Source organism: Streptomyces sp. NPDC047061, from assembly GCF_040643955.1.
Taxonomy (GTDB): Bacteria; Actinomycetota; Actinomycetes; order Streptomycetales; family Streptomycetaceae; genus Streptomyces.
The window spans coordinates 109,672-126,942 of record NZ_JBEYVI010000007.1 but is presented as its reverse complement, the minus strand read 5'-3'; the positions used below and the strand labels follow the sequence as shown (position 1 = coordinate 126,942).

At 70.7% G+C, this 17,271-nt stretch carries 15 protein-coding genes; 10 read left to right on the top strand and 5 right to left on the bottom strand.

What is annotated here, in order from left to right; all coding sequences use genetic code 11:
• Positions 1-11: 11 nt before the first annotated feature.
• The gene (locus ABZ887_RS14010) at positions 12-377 is read right to left on the bottom strand and encodes a VOC family protein (RefSeq protein WP_361287692.1); all 366 of its coding nucleotides are present in this window, start codon (positions 375-377) and stop codon (positions 12-14) included.
• Positions 378-469: 92 nt separating this feature from the next.
• On the opposite strand from ABZ887_RS14010, the gene ABZ887_RS14005 reads away from it, so the two are divergent.
• Entirely contained in the window at positions 470-1,435 is a 966-nt protein-coding gene (locus ABZ887_RS14005; protein WP_361287689.1) for a WYL domain-containing protein, read from the top strand.
• Positions 1,436-1,531: 96 nt separating this feature from the next.
• On the opposite strand, the gene ABZ887_RS14000 is transcribed toward ABZ887_RS14005, so the two are convergent.
• From ABZ887_RS14000 to ABZ887_RS13990, 3 genes are all read right to left on the bottom strand, one after another.
• On the bottom strand, positions 1,532-2,869 hold the full coding sequence (locus ABZ887_RS14000; RefSeq protein ID WP_361287686.1) for a DUF3500 domain-containing protein: 1,338 nt from the start codon (positions 2,867-2,869) through the stop codon (positions 1,532-1,534).
• 215 nt (positions 2,870-3,084) lie between these two features.
• Positions 3,085-4,494: an ATP-binding protein gene (locus tag ABZ887_RS13995; RefSeq protein WP_361288042.1), complete on the bottom strand. Its 1,410-nt coding sequence runs from the start codon at positions 4,492-4,494 to the stop codon at positions 3,085-3,087.
• A gap of 79 nt (positions 4,495-4,573) precedes the next feature.
• On the bottom strand, positions 4,574-5,290 hold the full coding sequence (locus tag ABZ887_RS13990) for a response regulator transcription factor (protein ID WP_361287683.1): 717 nt from the start codon (positions 5,288-5,290) through the stop codon (positions 4,574-4,576).
• A 372-nt stretch (positions 5,291-5,662) separates the two neighbouring features.
• On the opposite strand from ABZ887_RS13990, the gene ABZ887_RS13985 reads away from it, so the two are divergent.
• Together ABZ887_RS13985 and ABZ887_RS13980 are read left to right on the top strand one after the other, a co-directional pair.
• Positions 5,663-6,739 carry a DUF3500 domain-containing protein gene (locus ABZ887_RS13985; protein WP_361287680.1) on the top strand — a complete coding sequence of 359 codons (1,077 nt, stop codon included), beginning with the start codon at positions 5,663-5,665 and terminating at the stop codon, positions 6,737-6,739.
• A 110-nt stretch (positions 6,740-6,849) separates the two neighbouring features.
• Complete coding sequence (locus tag ABZ887_RS13980) at positions 6,850-8,250, top strand: HupE/UreJ family protein (protein WP_361287677.1); 1,401 nt, start codon at positions 6,850-6,852, stop codon at positions 8,248-8,250.
• A 170-nt stretch (positions 8,251-8,420) separates the two neighbouring features.
• Here ABZ887_RS13980 and ABZ887_RS13975 read toward each other — a convergent pair whose 3' ends face one another.
• Positions 8,421-9,869, bottom strand: coding sequence for an aldehyde dehydrogenase (locus tag ABZ887_RS13975; RefSeq protein WP_361287674.1), 1,449 nt, complete (start codon positions 9,867-9,869; stop codon positions 8,421-8,423).
• 231 nt (positions 9,870-10,100) lie between these two features.
• Between ABZ887_RS13975 and ABZ887_RS13970 the strand changes: the two genes are divergently transcribed.
• The 7 genes from ABZ887_RS13970 (at position 10,101) to ABZ887_RS13940 (ending at position 17,242) form a co-directional block, all read left to right on the top strand.
• Positions 10,101-10,589 carry a TetR family transcriptional regulator gene (locus ABZ887_RS13970; protein WP_361288039.1) on the top strand — a complete coding sequence of 163 codons (489 nt, stop codon included), beginning with the start codon at positions 10,101-10,103 and terminating at the stop codon, positions 10,587-10,589.
• A gap of 69 nt (positions 10,590-10,658) precedes the next feature.
• Positions 10,659-11,483, top strand: coding sequence for a maleylpyruvate isomerase family mycothiol-dependent enzyme (locus ABZ887_RS13965; RefSeq protein ID WP_361288036.1), 825 nt, complete (start codon positions 10,659-10,661; stop codon positions 11,481-11,483).
• A 241-nt stretch (positions 11,484-11,724) separates the two neighbouring features.
• Positions 11,725-13,137: a hypothetical protein gene (locus ABZ887_RS13960; RefSeq protein ID WP_361288033.1), complete on the top strand. Its 1,413-nt coding sequence runs from the start codon at positions 11,725-11,727 to the stop codon at positions 13,135-13,137.
• A 3-nt stretch (positions 13,138-13,140) separates the two neighbouring features.
• A complete protein-coding gene (locus ABZ887_RS13955; RefSeq protein ID WP_361287671.1) occupies positions 13,141-14,235 on the top strand; it encodes a hydrogenase expression protein HypE in 1,095 nt (364 codons plus the stop codon).
• 58 nt (positions 14,236-14,293) lie between these two features.
• Positions 14,294-16,084 (top strand): nickel-dependent hydrogenase large subunit, encoded by a 1,791-nt coding sequence (locus tag ABZ887_RS13950; protein WP_361287668.1) that lies wholly within the window; start codon positions 14,294-14,296, stop codon positions 16,082-16,084.
• Positions 16,077-16,625: a NifU family protein gene (locus ABZ887_RS13945; protein WP_361287665.1), complete on the top strand. Its 549-nt coding sequence runs from the start codon at positions 16,077-16,079 to the stop codon at positions 16,623-16,625. Before ABZ887_RS13950 ends, ABZ887_RS13945 begins: the two co-directional genes overlap by 8 nt.
• On the top strand, positions 16,622-17,242 hold the full coding sequence (locus tag ABZ887_RS13940; protein WP_361287662.1) for a DUF5947 family protein: 621 nt from the start codon (positions 16,622-16,624) through the stop codon (positions 17,240-17,242). Before ABZ887_RS13945 ends, ABZ887_RS13940 begins: the two co-directional genes overlap by 4 nt.
• Positions 17,243-17,271: the final 29 nt, after the last annotated feature.

The window sequence follows — 17,271 nt, the reverse complement described above, 5'->3', positions numbered from 1 at the left end:
ATTGCGGCCTTTCAGCCCCGCGGTGCGACGCGGATACGGTTCCCGTCAGGATCGGCTGCGAGGAAGGTCAGCCCGAACCCCGCGTCATGCGGCTCGCGCAGGATCGTGACCCCCTTGGAAATCCACTGCTCAAAGGTCGCGTTGAGCTCGTCGGGTCCACCGTCGACGGCCAGACAGACCTCACTGGTGCGCGGGACGTCCGGTGACAGGTCCTCGAACTGGCCGGACCACAGACCGAGGTCAGCGCCCGGCCCGAGGTCGAAGGTGATGTATCCCGAAGTCTCGAACGAGGGGCTCATGCCGAGGAGGTCGCCGTAGAAACGAGCTGCGGCGGGAGCGTCGTTCACGTAGACGATGGACACGACGGATGCGGTCATGGTTGTTCCTTCTCCCAGGTCGGAGGTACGCATCCAGCAGCCTGACCGGGATATGCGCCGCATCGTGTCGCAATTCCTGAATAAATTTGCGTGTGACCCCGGATCGCTTCTTCACCCTGATGCTGCTCCTCGAATCGAGGGATGCCGTGACCACACAGGAACTTGCCTCAGCGCTCGGAGTGTCCCTGCGAACCATCACCCGCGACCTGAACTGGCTCCGCGACGCCGGTCTGCCGGTGACCGCACACCGGGGCCGCTTCGGAGGCGTGACCATGCTGCCGGGGTCCGGGCTCGACCTCACGCGGCTCACACCGGGCGAGCGTGATCATCTGTCGCTCACCGGGCTGGACGAGAAGCAACGTGCGGAGCTCGACGCATCGGTCGAAAGCCGGCGCGCGCTCTCCAAGATCGCCGCTGCACAGCCACGTCGAGTTCATGAGCTCCTGCCGCTCACCGACGTAGTGCACGTCGACAGCCGTCCCTGGCATCAGGCACGAGCTTCCGGCACGACCCCGGCCTCGCTGATCGGCGCGGTGCGGCGAGGTCGCCGGCTACGGATCGCGTACGACAGCCCACGCGAGTCAGGCCCACGCGACCTGGTCGTGGATCCCTACGGGCTGTTCGCCAAGGCCGGCATCTGGTACCTCGTCGCCGACTGTTCCCGAGTGCCGCGGATGTACCGACTCGAACGGATCACGACGTGGAAGGAAGTCGACCAGCCACGACGGATCCGCGAGAGCCAGACCCTGGCCACCGTCGCTGCAGCGCTCGTTGATCAGTGGGAGCACAACCACGCGATAGAGGTCAGCGCCACCATCGACCAGACCCAGATCGAGCGAGCGCAACGGATCTTCGGCCTACGACTCGTCCTGGACGACCATGAAGAATCCGCCACCGGCCGCAAGGTGACGATCCGTTTCCTGCGTCTGGAGGACGTGCGAGCACTCCTGCCGTTCGGGAACGCCATCACTGTGCACGGCCCTATCGAAGCCAGGGCTCACCTCCGCGACCTCGCCACCAGTCTTGCCCACCACTATGCGCCGTCACCGACGTCCTGACCCGCAACACCCAGCCGGTAGCGGAGCCACGGCGCAGTCCGAACCGGCCACCGCCCGACGGTTCAGGACGAGGCCGGTCGCGGGGAGGACAGTCCCTCATCGGTGGTGCGGCGAGGTCAGATAGTGCTGCCTGAGGAGCTCCCTTCCGTAGTCGTTGCCGTTGGGGGTACGGATGATCGAGTGGACGTGCATCTGGGTGGGCACACCGTCGGCGCCGCCGTAGGCGCCGCGCAGCGGGCCCGGCGCCTGGCAGTCGACCTCGACCCAGACGACGGGGCTGTGCACCCGCACATAGAAGGCGTCGTCGTCTCCGGTACCGCCCGCCCACGTGACGTACGTGTCGTCGAGGTACCTGCGCACCTCCGCCATCCGCACCTTCGCGGCGTCCGCCTTCGCCCGGCCCACGAAGGCCTCGACGATGCCCAGGAGCTTCTTCTTCTGGGCGGGGTCGAGAGCGTTGCCGCGCAGGCCCTCGTACGCCTGGACCGTGTTGTCGGAGAAGGCGCCGGCCTTCATCGACTCGCTGGTCTTGGTCGACGAGGCGATGGCGACCTTCTGCTGCGCGTCGGTCAGGGAGTCGATGAAGGCCAGGCTCGCGGCGACCTCCTCGTGGCAGACCGTCACCGTCTCGCCGTCGATCTCCATCGTCGTCGGCTCCGAACCCCAGAAGCAGGGGCTCATCACGACCTGGTCGCCCAGCACGAAGTAGTTGATGACGAGGTGGTGGCCGTCGAACTGGAAGCCCCAGGGCTCGGTCTCGGACGGGGTGCCCATCAGCGTCCAGTAGTAGGCGTCCTCGTTGAAGGAGGTGGTGTTGCCGATCGCCTCCCCGGCCGCCTGGTTGATCCTGCGGATCTTCTCCGTGCTCTCCAGACCGTCCGCGCTCAGGGCCGACTTCAACAGGGCCTTGCCGAGCGCCTTCTGGTCATCCGTCAGGTCCGCCAGGGAGACGCCCTGGCGCGCGTAGGAGTCGACGTTGCTCCACAGCCGCCACTCCGTGGAGTGGACCGTGAACTGCGTCGCGGTCTTCTGGGTGTCGGTCAGACCGGCCAGGAAGGCGTTGGCGGCGGAGACGACCGGTGCGGTGGTCACGCCCGTGCGGTGAACCGTGAACAGGTCGTCGATCCGGCTGCCGTCGGTGGTGAGGCCGAAGAACTCCTCGGTGATCGACTGGTTGCCGGGGCCGCCGGTCCCGCCGCCCGGACCACCGCTGGGGGGACCGCTCGGGCTGGGGCTCGCCGAGGCGTCGGCCGTGCCGGTGGAGTCGTCGGCCATCGCGGCCCAGGCCCCCGCGCCGCCCATCGTGACGAGCGCGGTGGCGCCGCTCGCGAAGAACACCCTCCGCATGAAGTTGCGACGGCTCGCAAGGGCGGCGCCCGCGTGATCGGAGTCGGGCTCCCGGTCCTTCGGCTGTGCGGCGTCGAGCTCGGGCATCGTCGCTGAGTCCCTTCGTCGTGGCACGTCGCTGATGAACGGCCGTGGAGTCACGACTCTGGGACCCCGACCTTAGCCAGGCCTTAGTCGCAAGAGCGGCCAAGCTGCCCGAATCGGGCATCTGCAAAGCTCTGACCTGCACATCTGTGGGGACGCTGAGAGTTCGTCAGGCCCACGCGAGCCGGCGCCGCGGCGCCGCCCGGCCCGGAGAGCAGTCAGTGGCCGGCGGCAGCGGAGGCGGCGCGGGAAGAAGTACGCGTCGCGGGCAGCCGTACGGAGAACTCCGTACGCCCCGATGCGCTTTCGACCCCGATGTGCCCGCCGTGTGCCTGGGTGATCGCGGCCGCGATGGCCAGCCCCAGGCCGGAGCCGCCGGTGGCCCGCGTGCGGGAGGCGTCGGCACGGGTGAAGCGTTCGAAGACCGAGGGCAGCAGGTCCGCGGGGATCCCCGGGCCGTCGTCCTGGACGCGGATCACACAGCCCGCCCCGGTGGCTTCCACGACGACGGTGACCTTGGTGCCCGCCGGTGTGTGCACGCGTGCGTTGGCCAGCAGGTTGGCCACCACCTGGTGCAGCCGGGCCTGGTCGCCGACGACCGTCGCGGGCGCGTCGAGGCGCAGGGAGAGCTGCCACTCGTGGTCGACGCCGACCGCCCGCGCGTCCCACACCGCCTCCGCCACCAGGGTCGCGAGGTTCACGTCCGTAAGCTGCAGGGGTCGTCCCTCGTCGAGGCGGGCGAGCATCAGCAGGTCCTCGACCAGCCCCGACATACGGGCCGACTGGGCGGAGACACGACGCCAGGCCAGCCCGGGCTCGATACGCTCGTTCCCGCGGTTCATGAGTTCCGCGTACCCCGCGATCGAGGCGAGCGGTGTGCGCAGCTCATGGCTCGCGTCGGCGAGGAAACGCCGCATGCCGTCCTCGACACGCTGGCGTTCGGCGAGCGAGTGCTCGACGTGGTCGATCAGCCGGTTGAGCGCGTCCCCGACCTGTCCGGCCTCGGTGCCCGGGTCGGTGTCCGGGCCGGGGACGCGGGTCAGCGCGCCCACCTCGCCGCGGTCCAGCGGCACGCGCGCCACCTCGACCGCGGTGGCCGCGACCCGCCCCAGCGGGCGCAGCTGGCGCCTGATCACCACCGCCGAGACACCGGCGGCCGCGGCGAGTCCGAGCGCGGCGATCACGGCCTCGGCCAGGACAAGGCCGTCGATCATGCGCTGTACGTCGCCCATGGGGAGCCCGGCCAGCACCGGGACGCCGTCGCCGGCGAGCGCGGTCAGCCGGTAGGTGCCGAGACCCGGAACGGTACGGGTGTGCAGGGCGCCGTCGGCGGTGATTCCGGCGAGGGCCTCCCGCTGGGCGGCCGTCAGGACCCGCTGACGGCCGTCCCCGGTGACCACCTCGGCGGCGAGCACGCCTCCGTTGTCGTCGAAGCGGGCAGCGAGTGTGCCGACCGGCTGCCCGCGCTCGTTGAGGAACCCGAGATCGGTGGCGCCGCCCGGCCTGCGCTGCAGTCCGCCCTGGCTGCGCGCGGCCGCGTCGGTGACCCGCTGGTCCAGGTCCCCCAGCAGGTAGACGCGTTGCACGACGACCGTGGTGAGCGCCATGACCCCGCACACGACGATCATGGTCACGGAGATGAAGAGCACCAGCCGGGCCCGGAGCGAGCGCCCCCGTCCGCGGGTGCCGTCGTGCGTCGCGATGTCCTTACTCCGTGGCCTTGATCGCATAGCCGACCCCGCGCACCGTGTGGATCATCCGCCCCCGGCCCTTGTCGATCTTCGCGCGCAGACTGTGGACATAGACCTCGACCAGGTTTCCCTCACCGTCGAACCCGGCGTTCCACACGTGGTCGAGGATCTGCGCCTTGCTCAGTACCTGGTGCGGGTGGCGCATGAGGAACCACAGCAGGTCGAACTCCTTTGCCGTGAGCTGGACCTGCTCCCCGCCGCGCTGCACCTCGCGCGAGCGCGCGGTGACCACGAGGTCGCCCAGCATCCGGACGGACCCGTTGTCCGGGGCCTCCTCCCCACCGACCCGGCGCAGCAGACCGCGCAGCCGGAGCATGACCTCCTCCAGCGAGAACGGCTTGGTCACGTAGTCGTCGGCACCGGCGGACAGTCCGTCGAGCCGGTGCTCCAACGCGTCCCGGGCGGTGAGCATCAGCACGGGCAGCTTCCGGTTCTCCCGCCGCAGCTGCCGCAGCACCTTGACCCCGTCGAGGTCGGGAAGCATCCCGTCGAGTACGACGACGTGCGGTGCGCAGGTCCGCGCGATGCGCAGCGCGCCGCGACCGTCCCGCGCCGCGAAGGGACGCCATCCCGCTTCGGCCACCGCCGCGGACAACAACTCGGTGAGCTCGGGCTCGTCGTCCACGATGAGCACCCGAACGCGGCCTCCACGGGTCACAGCAGCTGCGGTCATGCCGCGACGATTCCACTGCGAGCTGTGGGACCACTGTGCCCGGTCCGGGCGCCCCGCCGCCACCGGGCAGGAGGTCACGGTGCGCCCCTGGCGACTTCTCCCGCCCGCTCCGCTCCGGCACCCCGCTTTACCTGCGCCTTAAGGAAGTTGACAGTCAGTCACGCCTCGGACAGAGAACTTGTTTATGCGGACCACAGCACTGGGCGGTGTGATCCTCCACACCAATCCACTGCGGCAGGATTTCCCGAAACCCGCTTGGCATCAATTCCCCGGGGAAGCTCTGCCGATTTTCTCCCGGAAGGGAGTCTTGAATTGCAGACGCAACACACACACCGCAGGTCGCAGGGCAGGCGTCGGAAGGCGATCGTGGCCGTGGCCGCCGCATCCGCCGCGCTGCTGGGCGCGGTGTACGCCACCGCGAACGCCGCGTCCGTCCAGGAGCGTGCCACGCCCCAGGCCTCGCAGCCCTCGGAGGCCGCGACCACCGCCGCGACCACGGCGGACTCGAGCGTCTCGGACGTGGTCGACGCCGCCGAGGCGTTCGTCGACACCCTGGACAGCGACCAGCAGTCCGAGGCGCTTCTGGACTTCACGGAGGCCAACGCCACCGCCTGGTCCAATCTCCCGTGCGGCTCCACCTGCCGGGTCGGCATCGAGCTGAGCACGCTCAGCGACACCCAGCTGACCGCGGCCAAGGCGGTGCTGAAGGCGGCGGCCGGCACCACCGCGGACACCGGGTACGACCAGATCACCCAGATCCTGGCCGCCGACGACAAGCTCGGCGAGACCGCCAGCGGCTACGGCAGCGGCAACTACTACCTGGCCTTCCTCGGCACCCCGAGCACGACCGGCACCTGGCAGCTGCACTTCGGCGGCCACCACCTCGCGGTGAACCTCACCTACAAGGACGGCGAGGTCGAGGGCACCACCCCGTTCTTCGTCGGCGTGGAGCCGTCCAGCTGGACGGCGGACGACGGCACCTCGTACGCGCCCCTGGACGGAATGCGCGACGCGATGCTCGCGATGGTCGACAGCCTGAGCTCGGACGAGCTGGCCGAGGCAGAACTCTCCGAGTCGTTCAGTGACGTGCTGCTCGGCCCGGACGACGACGGCGCCTTCCCGACGACCAAGGAGGGCCTCTCGGTCGGCGATCTGACCGACGCCCAGCAGCAGTTGGTGCTGGACGCCATCGAGCCCTGGGTCGACGTCGCGGACGACACGACCGCCGCTTCGACGCTGAGCACGTACAAGTCGGAACTCGACGAGACCTACATCTCGTACTCCGGCACCACCGCGCTGGACACCCAGGGCGACTACGTGCGCATCGACGGGCCGGGGGTCTGGATCGAGTTCGTCTGCCAGGACGGCGTGGTCTACACGAGCCAGATCCACTACCACTCCGTCTACCGCGACCACAACACCGACTACGGAGGGGAGTTCACGTTCTGATGAACCGTCCGCCGACTTCACCGTCATCAGCACTGCGCATGATGGCAGGGGTCGCGGTAGCGGTGATGGCGGCGCTGCTTCTGGCAGCGCCGCCCGCCGTGGCGCACCCCATGCCTCACTCGGTGCTCCTGCTCGACGTGCACGAGACCTCGGTCTCGGCCGAACTGGAGCTTCCGGTCAGTGACTTCTCCCGGGCCAGCGGTATCGAGCTGGACGAGACCACCAAGGCCGGGCTGCCGGCGAGGACGGCCGCGATCCGCACCTATCTGGCCGCCCACCTGCACCCCACCACCGTCAGCGGAAAGGCCTGGGCGGTCTCCTTCGGGGACATCGCGCTGGGCCGGGCGCAGCAGACCTCCACCGGCACCTACCGCGAACTGACCGTCCACGCCACGCTCACGCCGCCGTCCGGCGGGGATCCACGCCACTTCCTCCTCGGCTACGACGTGATCGTCCACCAGGTCGTCACCCACGTCGCCCTGGTCTCCGTCCGTCAGGACTGGGCCACCGGCAAGGTGTCCGGCACCGGCCGGGACGCCGCCACCCAGGTGGGCGTCATCCGGATCAACACCCGGAACATGACGGTCCCGAACCTCACCGTCGACCTGGAGAAGGGCAGCGCCTGGAGCGGGACCTACGCCATGTTCCGGCTCGGCGCCACCCACATCCTCGAAGGCACCGACCACCTGCTCTTCCTGCTCATCCTCCTGCTGCCCGCGACGATGCGCACCGACCGGAAGCGCTGGCGCGGGACGGTCGGTGCCCGGACCGCCGCGGGCCGCATCGCCCGCACCACCCTCGCCTTCACCGTCGGGCACTCCCTCGCGCTCGCGTTGAGCGCCTTCGGCCGCCTGGACATCCCGGCCCAACCCGTGGAGGTGTTCATCGCCCTGAGCATCCTCGTCGGCGCGGTCCACGCCATGCGGCCGCTCTTCCCGGGGCACGAGGCCGTCGTCGCCGGAGTGTTCGGACTCGGGCACGGCCTGGCGTTCTCCCTCACCCTGGCCGAGATGAACCTCTCCACCTCCCAACTGGCCCTCAGTCTCGCGGGGTTCAACCTCGGTATCGAGGCGGTGCAGCTCCTGCTCGTCGTCCTCGCGCTGCCGAGCCTGCTCCTGCTGTCCCGGCTCCCCCGGCACTCGGCCCTGCGCAGCACCTGCGCGACTCTCACCGCCGTTGCCGCCCTGGGCTGGCTGTTCGACCGCCTCGGCGCTCCCAACCCGGTCGCCCGCGCCGCGGACAGCGCCGGTTCCCACACCTCCCAGCTGCTCCTGGTACTCGTCACGACCGCGGCGCTCTCGACCCTCTGGGCAGGCGTCCTCCACCGTCGCGACCGGGCGCGTAAGCAACCGAAATACGCGACCCTTTCCATCTGCACAATGCACAACCACCGAATCAAATGGCAGTCACCCTTTCCCTGGAAGGACTCTCGCCCGGAAAATCCACGCACCCGGAACCACACCCGGAAGAAAGATCAGCAGACCGCAGAACAATACGGAGAACGGCACTGAATCAGCGCCCGCCACACCGACCGTGTGCATCGCCGGTCCCCCATCGCCCGGGTCATCGGACGCAGTGCACACCGAGCGGAAAATCCCGGGAAATCCCCGAGAATCCAGGGACATCGCGCGAGTTGCCGACGCGATGTCAGAGCGTCCGACCAGCCCAGCGACGTTCCAGGTCAGGCCCCGGACGCCGGCAGCGTCACCGACTTGTACTCCACATACTGGGCAAGCCCCGCCGCGCCGTACTCGCGGCCGATGCCGCTGGCCTTGTGGCCGCCGAACGGGCCGTCGAAGGAGATGGGTGCGCCGTTGACGGTGACCGTGCCGGTGCGCAGCCGGCGGGCGACCTCGAGGGCGTGGGTCTCGTCGGCGGACCACACGCCGCCCGATAGGCCGTACTCGGAGTCGTTGGCGATCCGTACGGCGTCGTCCTCGTCGTCGTAGGCGATGACCACGAGGACCGGGCCGAAGATCTCCTCCCGGGCGATCCGCAGGGAGTTGTCGACGTCGGCGAAGACGGTCGGGGTGACGTAGTTCCCGCTCTCCAGCCCCGGCGGGACCTGGGGGCCCCCGGTGACGAGCCGGGCGCCCTCCTCGATGCCGAGCTCGATGTAGTCGCGCACGCGCTGCTGCTGGTCCCGGCGGACCATCGGGCCGATGAAGGTGTCGGGGTCGGCCGGATCGCCGACCTTGAGCGACTCCACGAGGTCCTTGAGCGCGGTGACGACCTCTTCGTACCGGCTGCGCGGGGCGAGGACGCGGGTCTGGGCGATGCACGACTCGCCGTTGTTGAGGAGGGACGCGAACTTCAGCCCCTGTACCGCCCGGTCGAGGTCGGCGTCCGGCAGGATGACCGCGGCCGACTTGCCGCCCAGCTCCAGGCTGACCCGCTTCAGCTGCTCCCCCGCGATGGCCGCGACCCTGCGGCCGGCCCGGGTCGAGCCGGTGAACGCGATCTTGTCGACGCCGCGGTGCGAGACCAGGTACTCACTGGTCGCGCGGTCGGCGGGGACCACGCTGATCACGCCTTCCGGCAGCCCGGTCCGCTCCAGCAGCTCCGCGAGCAGCCCCATGCTCAGCGAGTTCTCCGGCGACACCTTCAGGACGACCGTGTTCCCGGCCAGCAGCGCGGGGACGATCTTCGCCATGGCCGCCGAGAACGGGGAGTTCCAGGGGATGACGGCGGCCACGACACCGATCGGCTCACGGCGCACCACGGTCCGCACCGAGGAGGCGGACTCCAGCGTCTCCTCCCAGCCGAACCCCTCCGCCGCCCCGAGGTAGGCCTCGGCCTGCCGGGTGAGCCCCGGCTGACCGGCCCGGGTGAACCAGCGGGCCGAGCCGTTCTCGGCCGAGACGAGGTCGGCGATCCGCTCGGCGTCGGCCTCACGCAGGGCGTTCAGCCGTCGTATGAGGGCGATGCGCTGCGCCGGGGTCGTCCGCGGCCAGGGGCCCTCGTCGAAGGCGGTCCGCGCGGCGGCCACGGCGCGGTCGACGTCGGCGGGCCGGGCCTGGGCGGCACGGCCGATGACGGCCTGGTCGTGCGGTGAGCGGATGTCGAGCAGTTCCGGGTCGCTGGGCGCCGTCCAGGAGCCCGCGATGTACAGACGGTCGTAAGTGATCATGTGCCCTCTCCTGGGGATGCAAGCGAACCGGGCGAACCAGGCGAACCGGTCCTGCCGTCCGTCACTGTCCGCCGCCGTCCACTATCTGTCACATCAATGTAGCACTTAGAGCCTGTGTCGACTCATTGATGTGCCATTAGGTGTGGCAGGCTCCACATCCGCGGCTATGCTCGGCGCGTGAGAGCCGACGCAGCGCGCAATCTGGAAGCCGTCCTGACGACCGGGGCCCGTATGCTCGCCGCCGACCCGGGCGCGAGCATCGCCGCGATCGCCGCCGAGGCCGGTGTCGACCGGCGTACCGTCTACCGGCGGTTCGCATCCCGCGACGAGCTGCTGGCGGCCGTCTACGAGGCGCGCTACGACGCGGTCGAGCGGGCCGTCGAGCACGCCAGGCTGCGGGAGGCCCCGGTCGCCGTGGCGCTGCACCGGTACGTCGAGGAGATCATCGGCGTCAATCGCACGTGGCCGGTGGAGCTCACCCGGCTGAAGGCCGACGACACGATCCGGGAGCGGCGCGACGCCCTGGTCCGGGAGGTCGACGGCTTCCTGCGGCGGGCCACCGACGAGGGGCTGCTCCGCGACGACCTCCCCCTCGCCTGGGCCAGTTCACTGCTGCCGCAGCTCATGCATCTGGCGTCGCAGCAGCTGCCCGAGCTCAGCGCGGCCCAGGCCGCCGACACGGTCGTCGACACCTTCCTGCGGGGGCTCGGGGCGCGGTGATCGCCGCGGGGGTTGTGGTGCGCCCGTACGTCTGATTGGGTACCGCGCGACAGAACAGGGGTGACCAGCGTGGATCAGGCGGCAGGGCAGGACGCCCGAGGGGCGTTGCCCACGGGGCTCGGGCAGGCGATACGGCAGACCGCCGCCGACATCACGGCCGTGCTCGACGGCGTCTCCGACACGAGCGGCGCCGTACCGGGATCGCAGTGGACGGTCGGCGAGGCGGCGGCCCATCTGGCGCTGGCCAACGAGCTGATGGCCGACCTCGCCCAGGGCCGGGAACGCCCGTACGGGGACGGCACACCGCAGAGCCTGGCGGCGGCCAACACCGAGTCGCTGGCCGCGTTCGGGGAACGCCGGGCCGCGCCGCTCGCGGCGATGATCACCGAGCAGGCGGAGCGCTGCGCCGACGCGCTGGCCGCGACGTCCGACGGCCCGGCGCCGGTGACCCCGCTCGGCCCGATGGACCGGTCCGTCCTCGCCTCCTACCTGCTCACCCACATGCTCGGGCACGGCTACGATCTCGCCCGCGCCCTGCGGCGCCCGCACATGATCGACACCGAACGGGTCGCCTGGTGCATGCCCTTCATGCTCTCGGTGATGCCGGCCGTGGCGGACGGCTCGGCCACCGCCGGCCTGACCGCCCGCTACACGATCCGGCTGCGCGGAGCCGACAGCGCCTTCGGCGTCACCCTCACCGACGGTGCCGTCCAGGTGGCGCCGGAACCGCAGGACCGCGCGGACTGCACGATCCTCATCGATCCGGTCGCCTTCCTGCTCATCGCCCTCGGCCGCCGCAACCCGTGGCTGGCGATGGCCCGGGGCCAGGTGCTCGCCTTCGGCCGCAAGCCCTGGCTCGGGCCCCGCTTCCCCGCCCTTTTCGTCGCGCCCTGACCGGCCCCTCGGCCCGCTGACCCGGCGTACGCCCACGCACCACCCACCCCCACTCCCCCGTCCGGCCCAACGCCGCTCGGCCAGAAGAGGCGAGCGGGCGTGACCGGTGTGACCGTGGTGGAAGGTATGGGCGCGCGCACGGATCCGAGGAGGCTGCATGGCCGAGGGACTGGTCGACGGCAGAGCGCCCCGCACTGCCCCGGTGGACGGCTCCGGCCGCCCCGTACCGACCTTCGAGCAGATGAGTGCCGTCGCCGATGCCGTGCTCTACGAGGGCTACCTCCTCTACCCCTATCGGCGGTCCTCGCCGAAGAATCGTGCCCGCTGGCAGTTCGGGGTCCTCTTCCCCCGGGACTGGGTGGAGGCCGACGGTCCGGTCAGCCCGGGTGTGTCGGGTTCGGCGGACTCCTGGTACCAGCAGACGGAATGTCTGGTGCGGGTGCACCGGCCGGATGCGGTCCTACGGCTGCGGGTGCGGTACCTGCAGGTGCAGCACAAGCAGGTCGAGGACGGCGCCGGACGGCCGGTCGAGTCGCTGGGCTGCGACGACGGGACCGTGCAGCTGACCTTCGAGGAGGCGGTGACCCGCGAGGCCGAGTTCACGGTCGCGCTGGCCGAGGGCGAACACGTGTTTCCGGTGGGCTCCCCGGGCGGCACCGGAACGGCGGAGCTGCCCTCCGGCGCCGGGCGGGTCGTACGGCGCCGGGAGGAAGTACGGGCGGGTACCGTCCTCGTGGCCGAGCGGCTCGGCGACGGTCTCCTGCGGCTCCGGGTGCGCACCGCGAACGAAGGGCACGTGGGGGATCCGCACGCCCCGCGCGACCGGGCCCTGCGCCACGCGCTCATCGCCACCCACACCCTCCTCGCAGTCGAGGGCGCGGAGTTCGTCTCCCTGATCGACCCGGGCCCCGCCCTCCAGGATGCCGCCCGGAACTGCCGCAACGACTTCACCTTCCCGGTACTCGGCGGCGTTCCCCCCGCCGCCGCCCCCACGGACGGCTCGGTGTCCGCCCTGCTGCTCTCCTCGCCGATCATCCTCCCCGACCATCCGCAGGTGGCGCCGGAGAGCCCGGGTGATCTGCACGACGCCGGTGAGATCGACGAGATCCTCACCCTGCGCACCATGCTGCTGACGGACGAGGAGAAGCGGGAGGCGCGGGCCACCGACCCGCGGGCCGCCGAGATCCTCGACCGCGTCGACACCATGCCGCCGGAGGTCTTCGAGCGGCTGCACGGCGCCATCCGCTCACTCAGCCCGGCCGGCGAGGCCGCCAGTGGCGGATCCCGGCCCGCCTGGTGGCAGGAGTGCGGCGACGACGGGCTCTCCCCGGCCACCGACACCGTGCTGGTCGACGGTGTGCGGGTCGGCGGCGGCAGCCCGGTGCGGCTGTGCCCGCGGGGCAGGGGCGCCGACGCCCAGGACATGTTCCTGGCCGGCCGGACCGCGACCGTGGCCGCCGTCTTCCACGACGTGGACGGCAGCACCCATCTCGCCGTCACCGTGGACGACGACCCGGCGGCCGAACTGCACGGCTGGTACGGCCGTTTCCACTACTTCCGGCCCGACGAAGTCGAGCCGCTCGGGGGCACCGACGTCCCGGATCCAGCGGCGGCTGCCGAGCCGTCCCCGGGGCCCACTCCATCGGAGGCCTAGCGTATGAGCACCAGCAAGAACGGCACCGCGGCCGTCGCCGCCGAACCCGGCCGAGCCGACGGCGAACACCAGGGGTTCGACGAGATCACCATCCTCTGGATCTCCGAGGGCATGAGCTGCGACGGCGACACCGTCTCCGTGACGGCCGCCGACCAGCCCTCCATCGAGGACCTGGTCCTGGGCCTGATCCCGGGGATGCCGAAGGTCAACCTGGTCAACAAGGTGCTCTCGCCCAGCCTCGGCGGCGAGGACTTCCTCGCGCCGTACCGGGCGGCCGCGCGGGGCGAACTGAAGCCGTTCATCCTCGTCATCGAGGGCTCCGTCCCGAACCAGAACATCATCGAGGGCGACGGCTACTGGACGTCCTTCGGCAACCACCCGGAGACCGGCCAGCCGCAGACCCTCAACGACTGGATCGACGAACTGGCCCCCCGGGCCTGGGCGGTGGTGGCCGTCGGCACCTGCGCCACCTTCGGCGGCATCCACGCGATGGCCGGCAACCCGACCGGCGCCATGGGCCTCGCGGACTACCTCGGCTGGGACTACAAGTCGCAGGGCGGGCTGCCGGTGGTGAACATCCCGGGCTGCCCGGTCCAGCCGGAGAACTTCATGGAGACCCTGGTCTGGGTGCTCTACCACGCCGCCGGCACCGCTCCCCCGCCGCCGCTGGACCACATGCTGCGGCCGCAGTGGCTGTTCGGACGCACCGTCCACGAGGGCTGCGACCGCGCCGCCTACTACGAGCAGGCGACCTTCGCGGCCGACTACAACTCGCCCAAGTGCCTGGTCAAGACGGGCTGCTGGGGTCCGGTCGTGAACTGCAACGTGCCCAAGCGGGGCTGGATGGCCGGCATCGGCGGCTGTCCGAACGTCGGCGGCATCTGCATCGGCTGCACCATGCCGGGCTTCCCCGACGCGTTCATGCCGTTCATGGACGAGCCGCCCGGCGGCACCCTCTCCTCGCTCGCGATCAAGCCGTACGGGGCGGTCATCCGCAGGCTGCGCGGCTTCACCAACGAACTGGTCAACCACGAGCCCAAGTGGCGCCACAACAAGCGCAAGCTCACCAGTGGCTACGCCCCGCGCTGGCGCCCCTGACACACCTCACCCCCACCCCCACCGACCGACTCCCCCACAGCAAAGGTCAGCGACGCCGATGACAACAGAGGCCCGGCAGAAAGGGCGCAAGCCCGCGCAGATCGTGGACATGTCCTGGGATCCGATCACCCGGATCATCGGAAACCTGGGCATCTACACGAAGATCGACTTCGCCAACAAGGAGGTGGTGGAGTGTCACAGCACCTCCTCCCTCTTCCGCGGCTACTCCGTCTTCATGAAGGGGAAGGACCCGCGCGACGCCGGGTTCATCACCTCCCGGATCTGCGGCATCTGCGGCGACAACCACACCACGTGCTCCGACTACGCCCAGCAGATGGCGTACGGCGTGAAGCCGCCCCCGCTGGCCGAGCACATCGTGAACCTCGGCGAAGCGGCCGAGTACATGTTCGACCACACGATCTTCCAGGACAACCTGGTCTTCGTGGACTTCTGCGAGCAGATGGTCAAGGCCACCAACCCGAGCGTCCTGGCCCGCGCCCAGAAGACCAACGCGCCGCGCGGTGACATCCACGGCTACCGGACCATCGCGGACATCATGAAGGCCTTCAACCCCTTCGAGGGCGAGGTCTACAAGGAGGCCCTGAAGGTCTCCCGGACCACCCGCGAGATGTTCTGCCTGATGGAGGGCCGCCACGTGCACCCCTCCACCCTCTATCCGGGCGGTGTCGGCACCATGCCGTCACCGACCGCGTTCACCGACTACCTCAGCCGGCTGATGCACGTCATCGACTTCGTGAAGAAGGCCGTCGCCATGAACGACGACGTCTTCGACTTCTTCTACGAGGCGCTGCCCGGCTACGAGGAGGTCGGCAAGCGCCGCATCCTGCTCGGCTGCTGGGGCGCCTGGCAGGACCCGAAAGTGGTCGACTACAAGTACGAGAACATGAACCGCTGGGGCAAGGCGATGTACGTCACCCCGGGCATCGTGGTCGACGGCGAGCTGGTCACCAACAACCTGGTCGACATCAACCTGGGCCTCAGGATCATGCTGGGTTCCTCGTTCTACGAGGACTGGGTCAACGAGGACCCGTTCGTCACCCACGACCCGCTCGGCAACCCCGTCGACATGCGCCACCCGTGGAACCAGACCACCCTGCCGGTGCCGCAGAAGCGGGACTTCGAGGGCAACTACAGCTGGGTGATGAGCCCGCGCTGGTTCGACCAGCGCACCGGCGACCACCTCGCCCTGGACACCGGCGGCGGCCCGCTGGCCCGGCTCTGGTCGACCGCGCTGAGCGGCATCGTCGACACGCCGTACATCAAGGCCACCGGCACCAGCGTGCGGATCTCGCTGCCCAAGGGCGCGAGCCTGCCGGAGACCACGCTGGAGTGGAAGATCCCGAAGTGGTCCAACACCCTCGAACGGGACCGCGCCCGGCCGTACTTCGTGGCCTACGCGGCCGCCATGGCCCTGCAGTTCCTGGACGAGGCGATGGGTCTGGTCAGGTCCGGCGACACCAAGGTGTTCGAGGACTTCGAGGTGCCGGACGAGGCGATCGGCTGCGGCTTCCACGAGGCCGTGCGCGGGGTCCTCTCGCACCACCTGGTGATCAAGGACAAGAAGATCGCCAACTACCACCCGTACCCGCCGACCCCGTGGAACGCCAGCCCCCGCGACAAGTTCGGCACCCCGGGCCCGTACGAGGACGCCGTCATGGGCCAGCCGATCTTCGAGGAGAACGGCCCGGACGACTTCAAGGGTGTCGACATCATGCGCACGGTCCGCAGCTTCGACCCCTGTCTGCCGTGCGGTGTCCACATGTACACGGGCAAGGGCAAGACGCTGAGCGTCACGCACTCGCCGGTGTACGGGGCGAACCATGGCTGACGCCGGACGGCTCGACGGCCCGGCGGTCGAGGCCCGGCTGGCCCGGCTCGACGCGCTGTTGGAGAGCCTGGAATCCGCTCCGGGGCCGACCGGCGGCTCGGCCGTCGAGGCGGTACGGCTGCTGACCGAGGTCTACGGCGAGGCACTCGCCCGCGTCCTCGACCACGCGGACGCCGCGGCCGTCCGGCAGCTCGCCGACGACGAGCTCCTCGACCACCTCCTGGTCCTGCACGACATCCACCCCGACCCGCCCGAGCACCGGGCCGCCCGCGCGGTCGAGCGGCTGCGCCCCGCCGTCCAGGAGCGCGGCGGTGACGTCGAGTGGGCCGGGCTGGAGGGCGAGGTGGGCCGGGTGCGGCTGGCCGCGGGCGGCGGTTGCGGCTCGGGGTGCGGCGGAGGTACCACGGAGGTGACCGACGCCGTCCGGGAGGCGGTGCTCGCCGCGGCCCCCGAGCTGGCCGACGTGCAGCCGGTGCCCGAGGCCCCGGCGCCCGCCTTCGTCCCCCTGGACTCCCTGCGCCGGCCGCAGGAGGCCCGGTGACCACCCGGACACCCGCAGGCGGCGCCCTGGCCCGCCTCATCCGTTCCTCGGCCGACCGGCAGCCGGCGGCCGGGGCGGAGGTGTGCGACCTGTGCGCCGAGCCGCTGGCCGAGGAGCATCCGCATCTGTACGACACCGGGCAGGCCGAGGTCCGCTGTGCCTGCCGTGCCTGCTCGGTGCTGTTCGCCGACACCCGGCAGGGCACCGGCGCGGGCGACGGCCAGTTCCGGCTGATCCCCACCCGCCGGGTCCGCCTCCCGAAGGTCGACACGGCGGCCCTCGGGGTCCCGGTCGGCCTGGTCTTCTTCGTACCGCGCGCCGACGGCTCGGTCACCGCCGAGGGGCCGAGCCCGGCGGGGGCCATGCGCTGGGAGGTGGCGGCGGCGGCCTGGCAGCGCGCGGTCGCCGGCTGCCCGCCCCTGGCCGGCATGACCCCCGACGTCGAGGCCCTGCTGGTCAACACCGTGCACGGCCTGGACCACCACTGGATCGTCCCGGTCGACGACTGCTTCCGCATGCTCGCCGTGGTCCGCCGGGAGTGGCGCGGCCTGTCCGGCGGCGGCCGGATGTGGCCGGCCGTGGAGCGTTTCTTCGAGGAGCTCGCCGAGCGGCCCTGAGACGGGCGCCCGTGCGAGGCGAGCGGCTT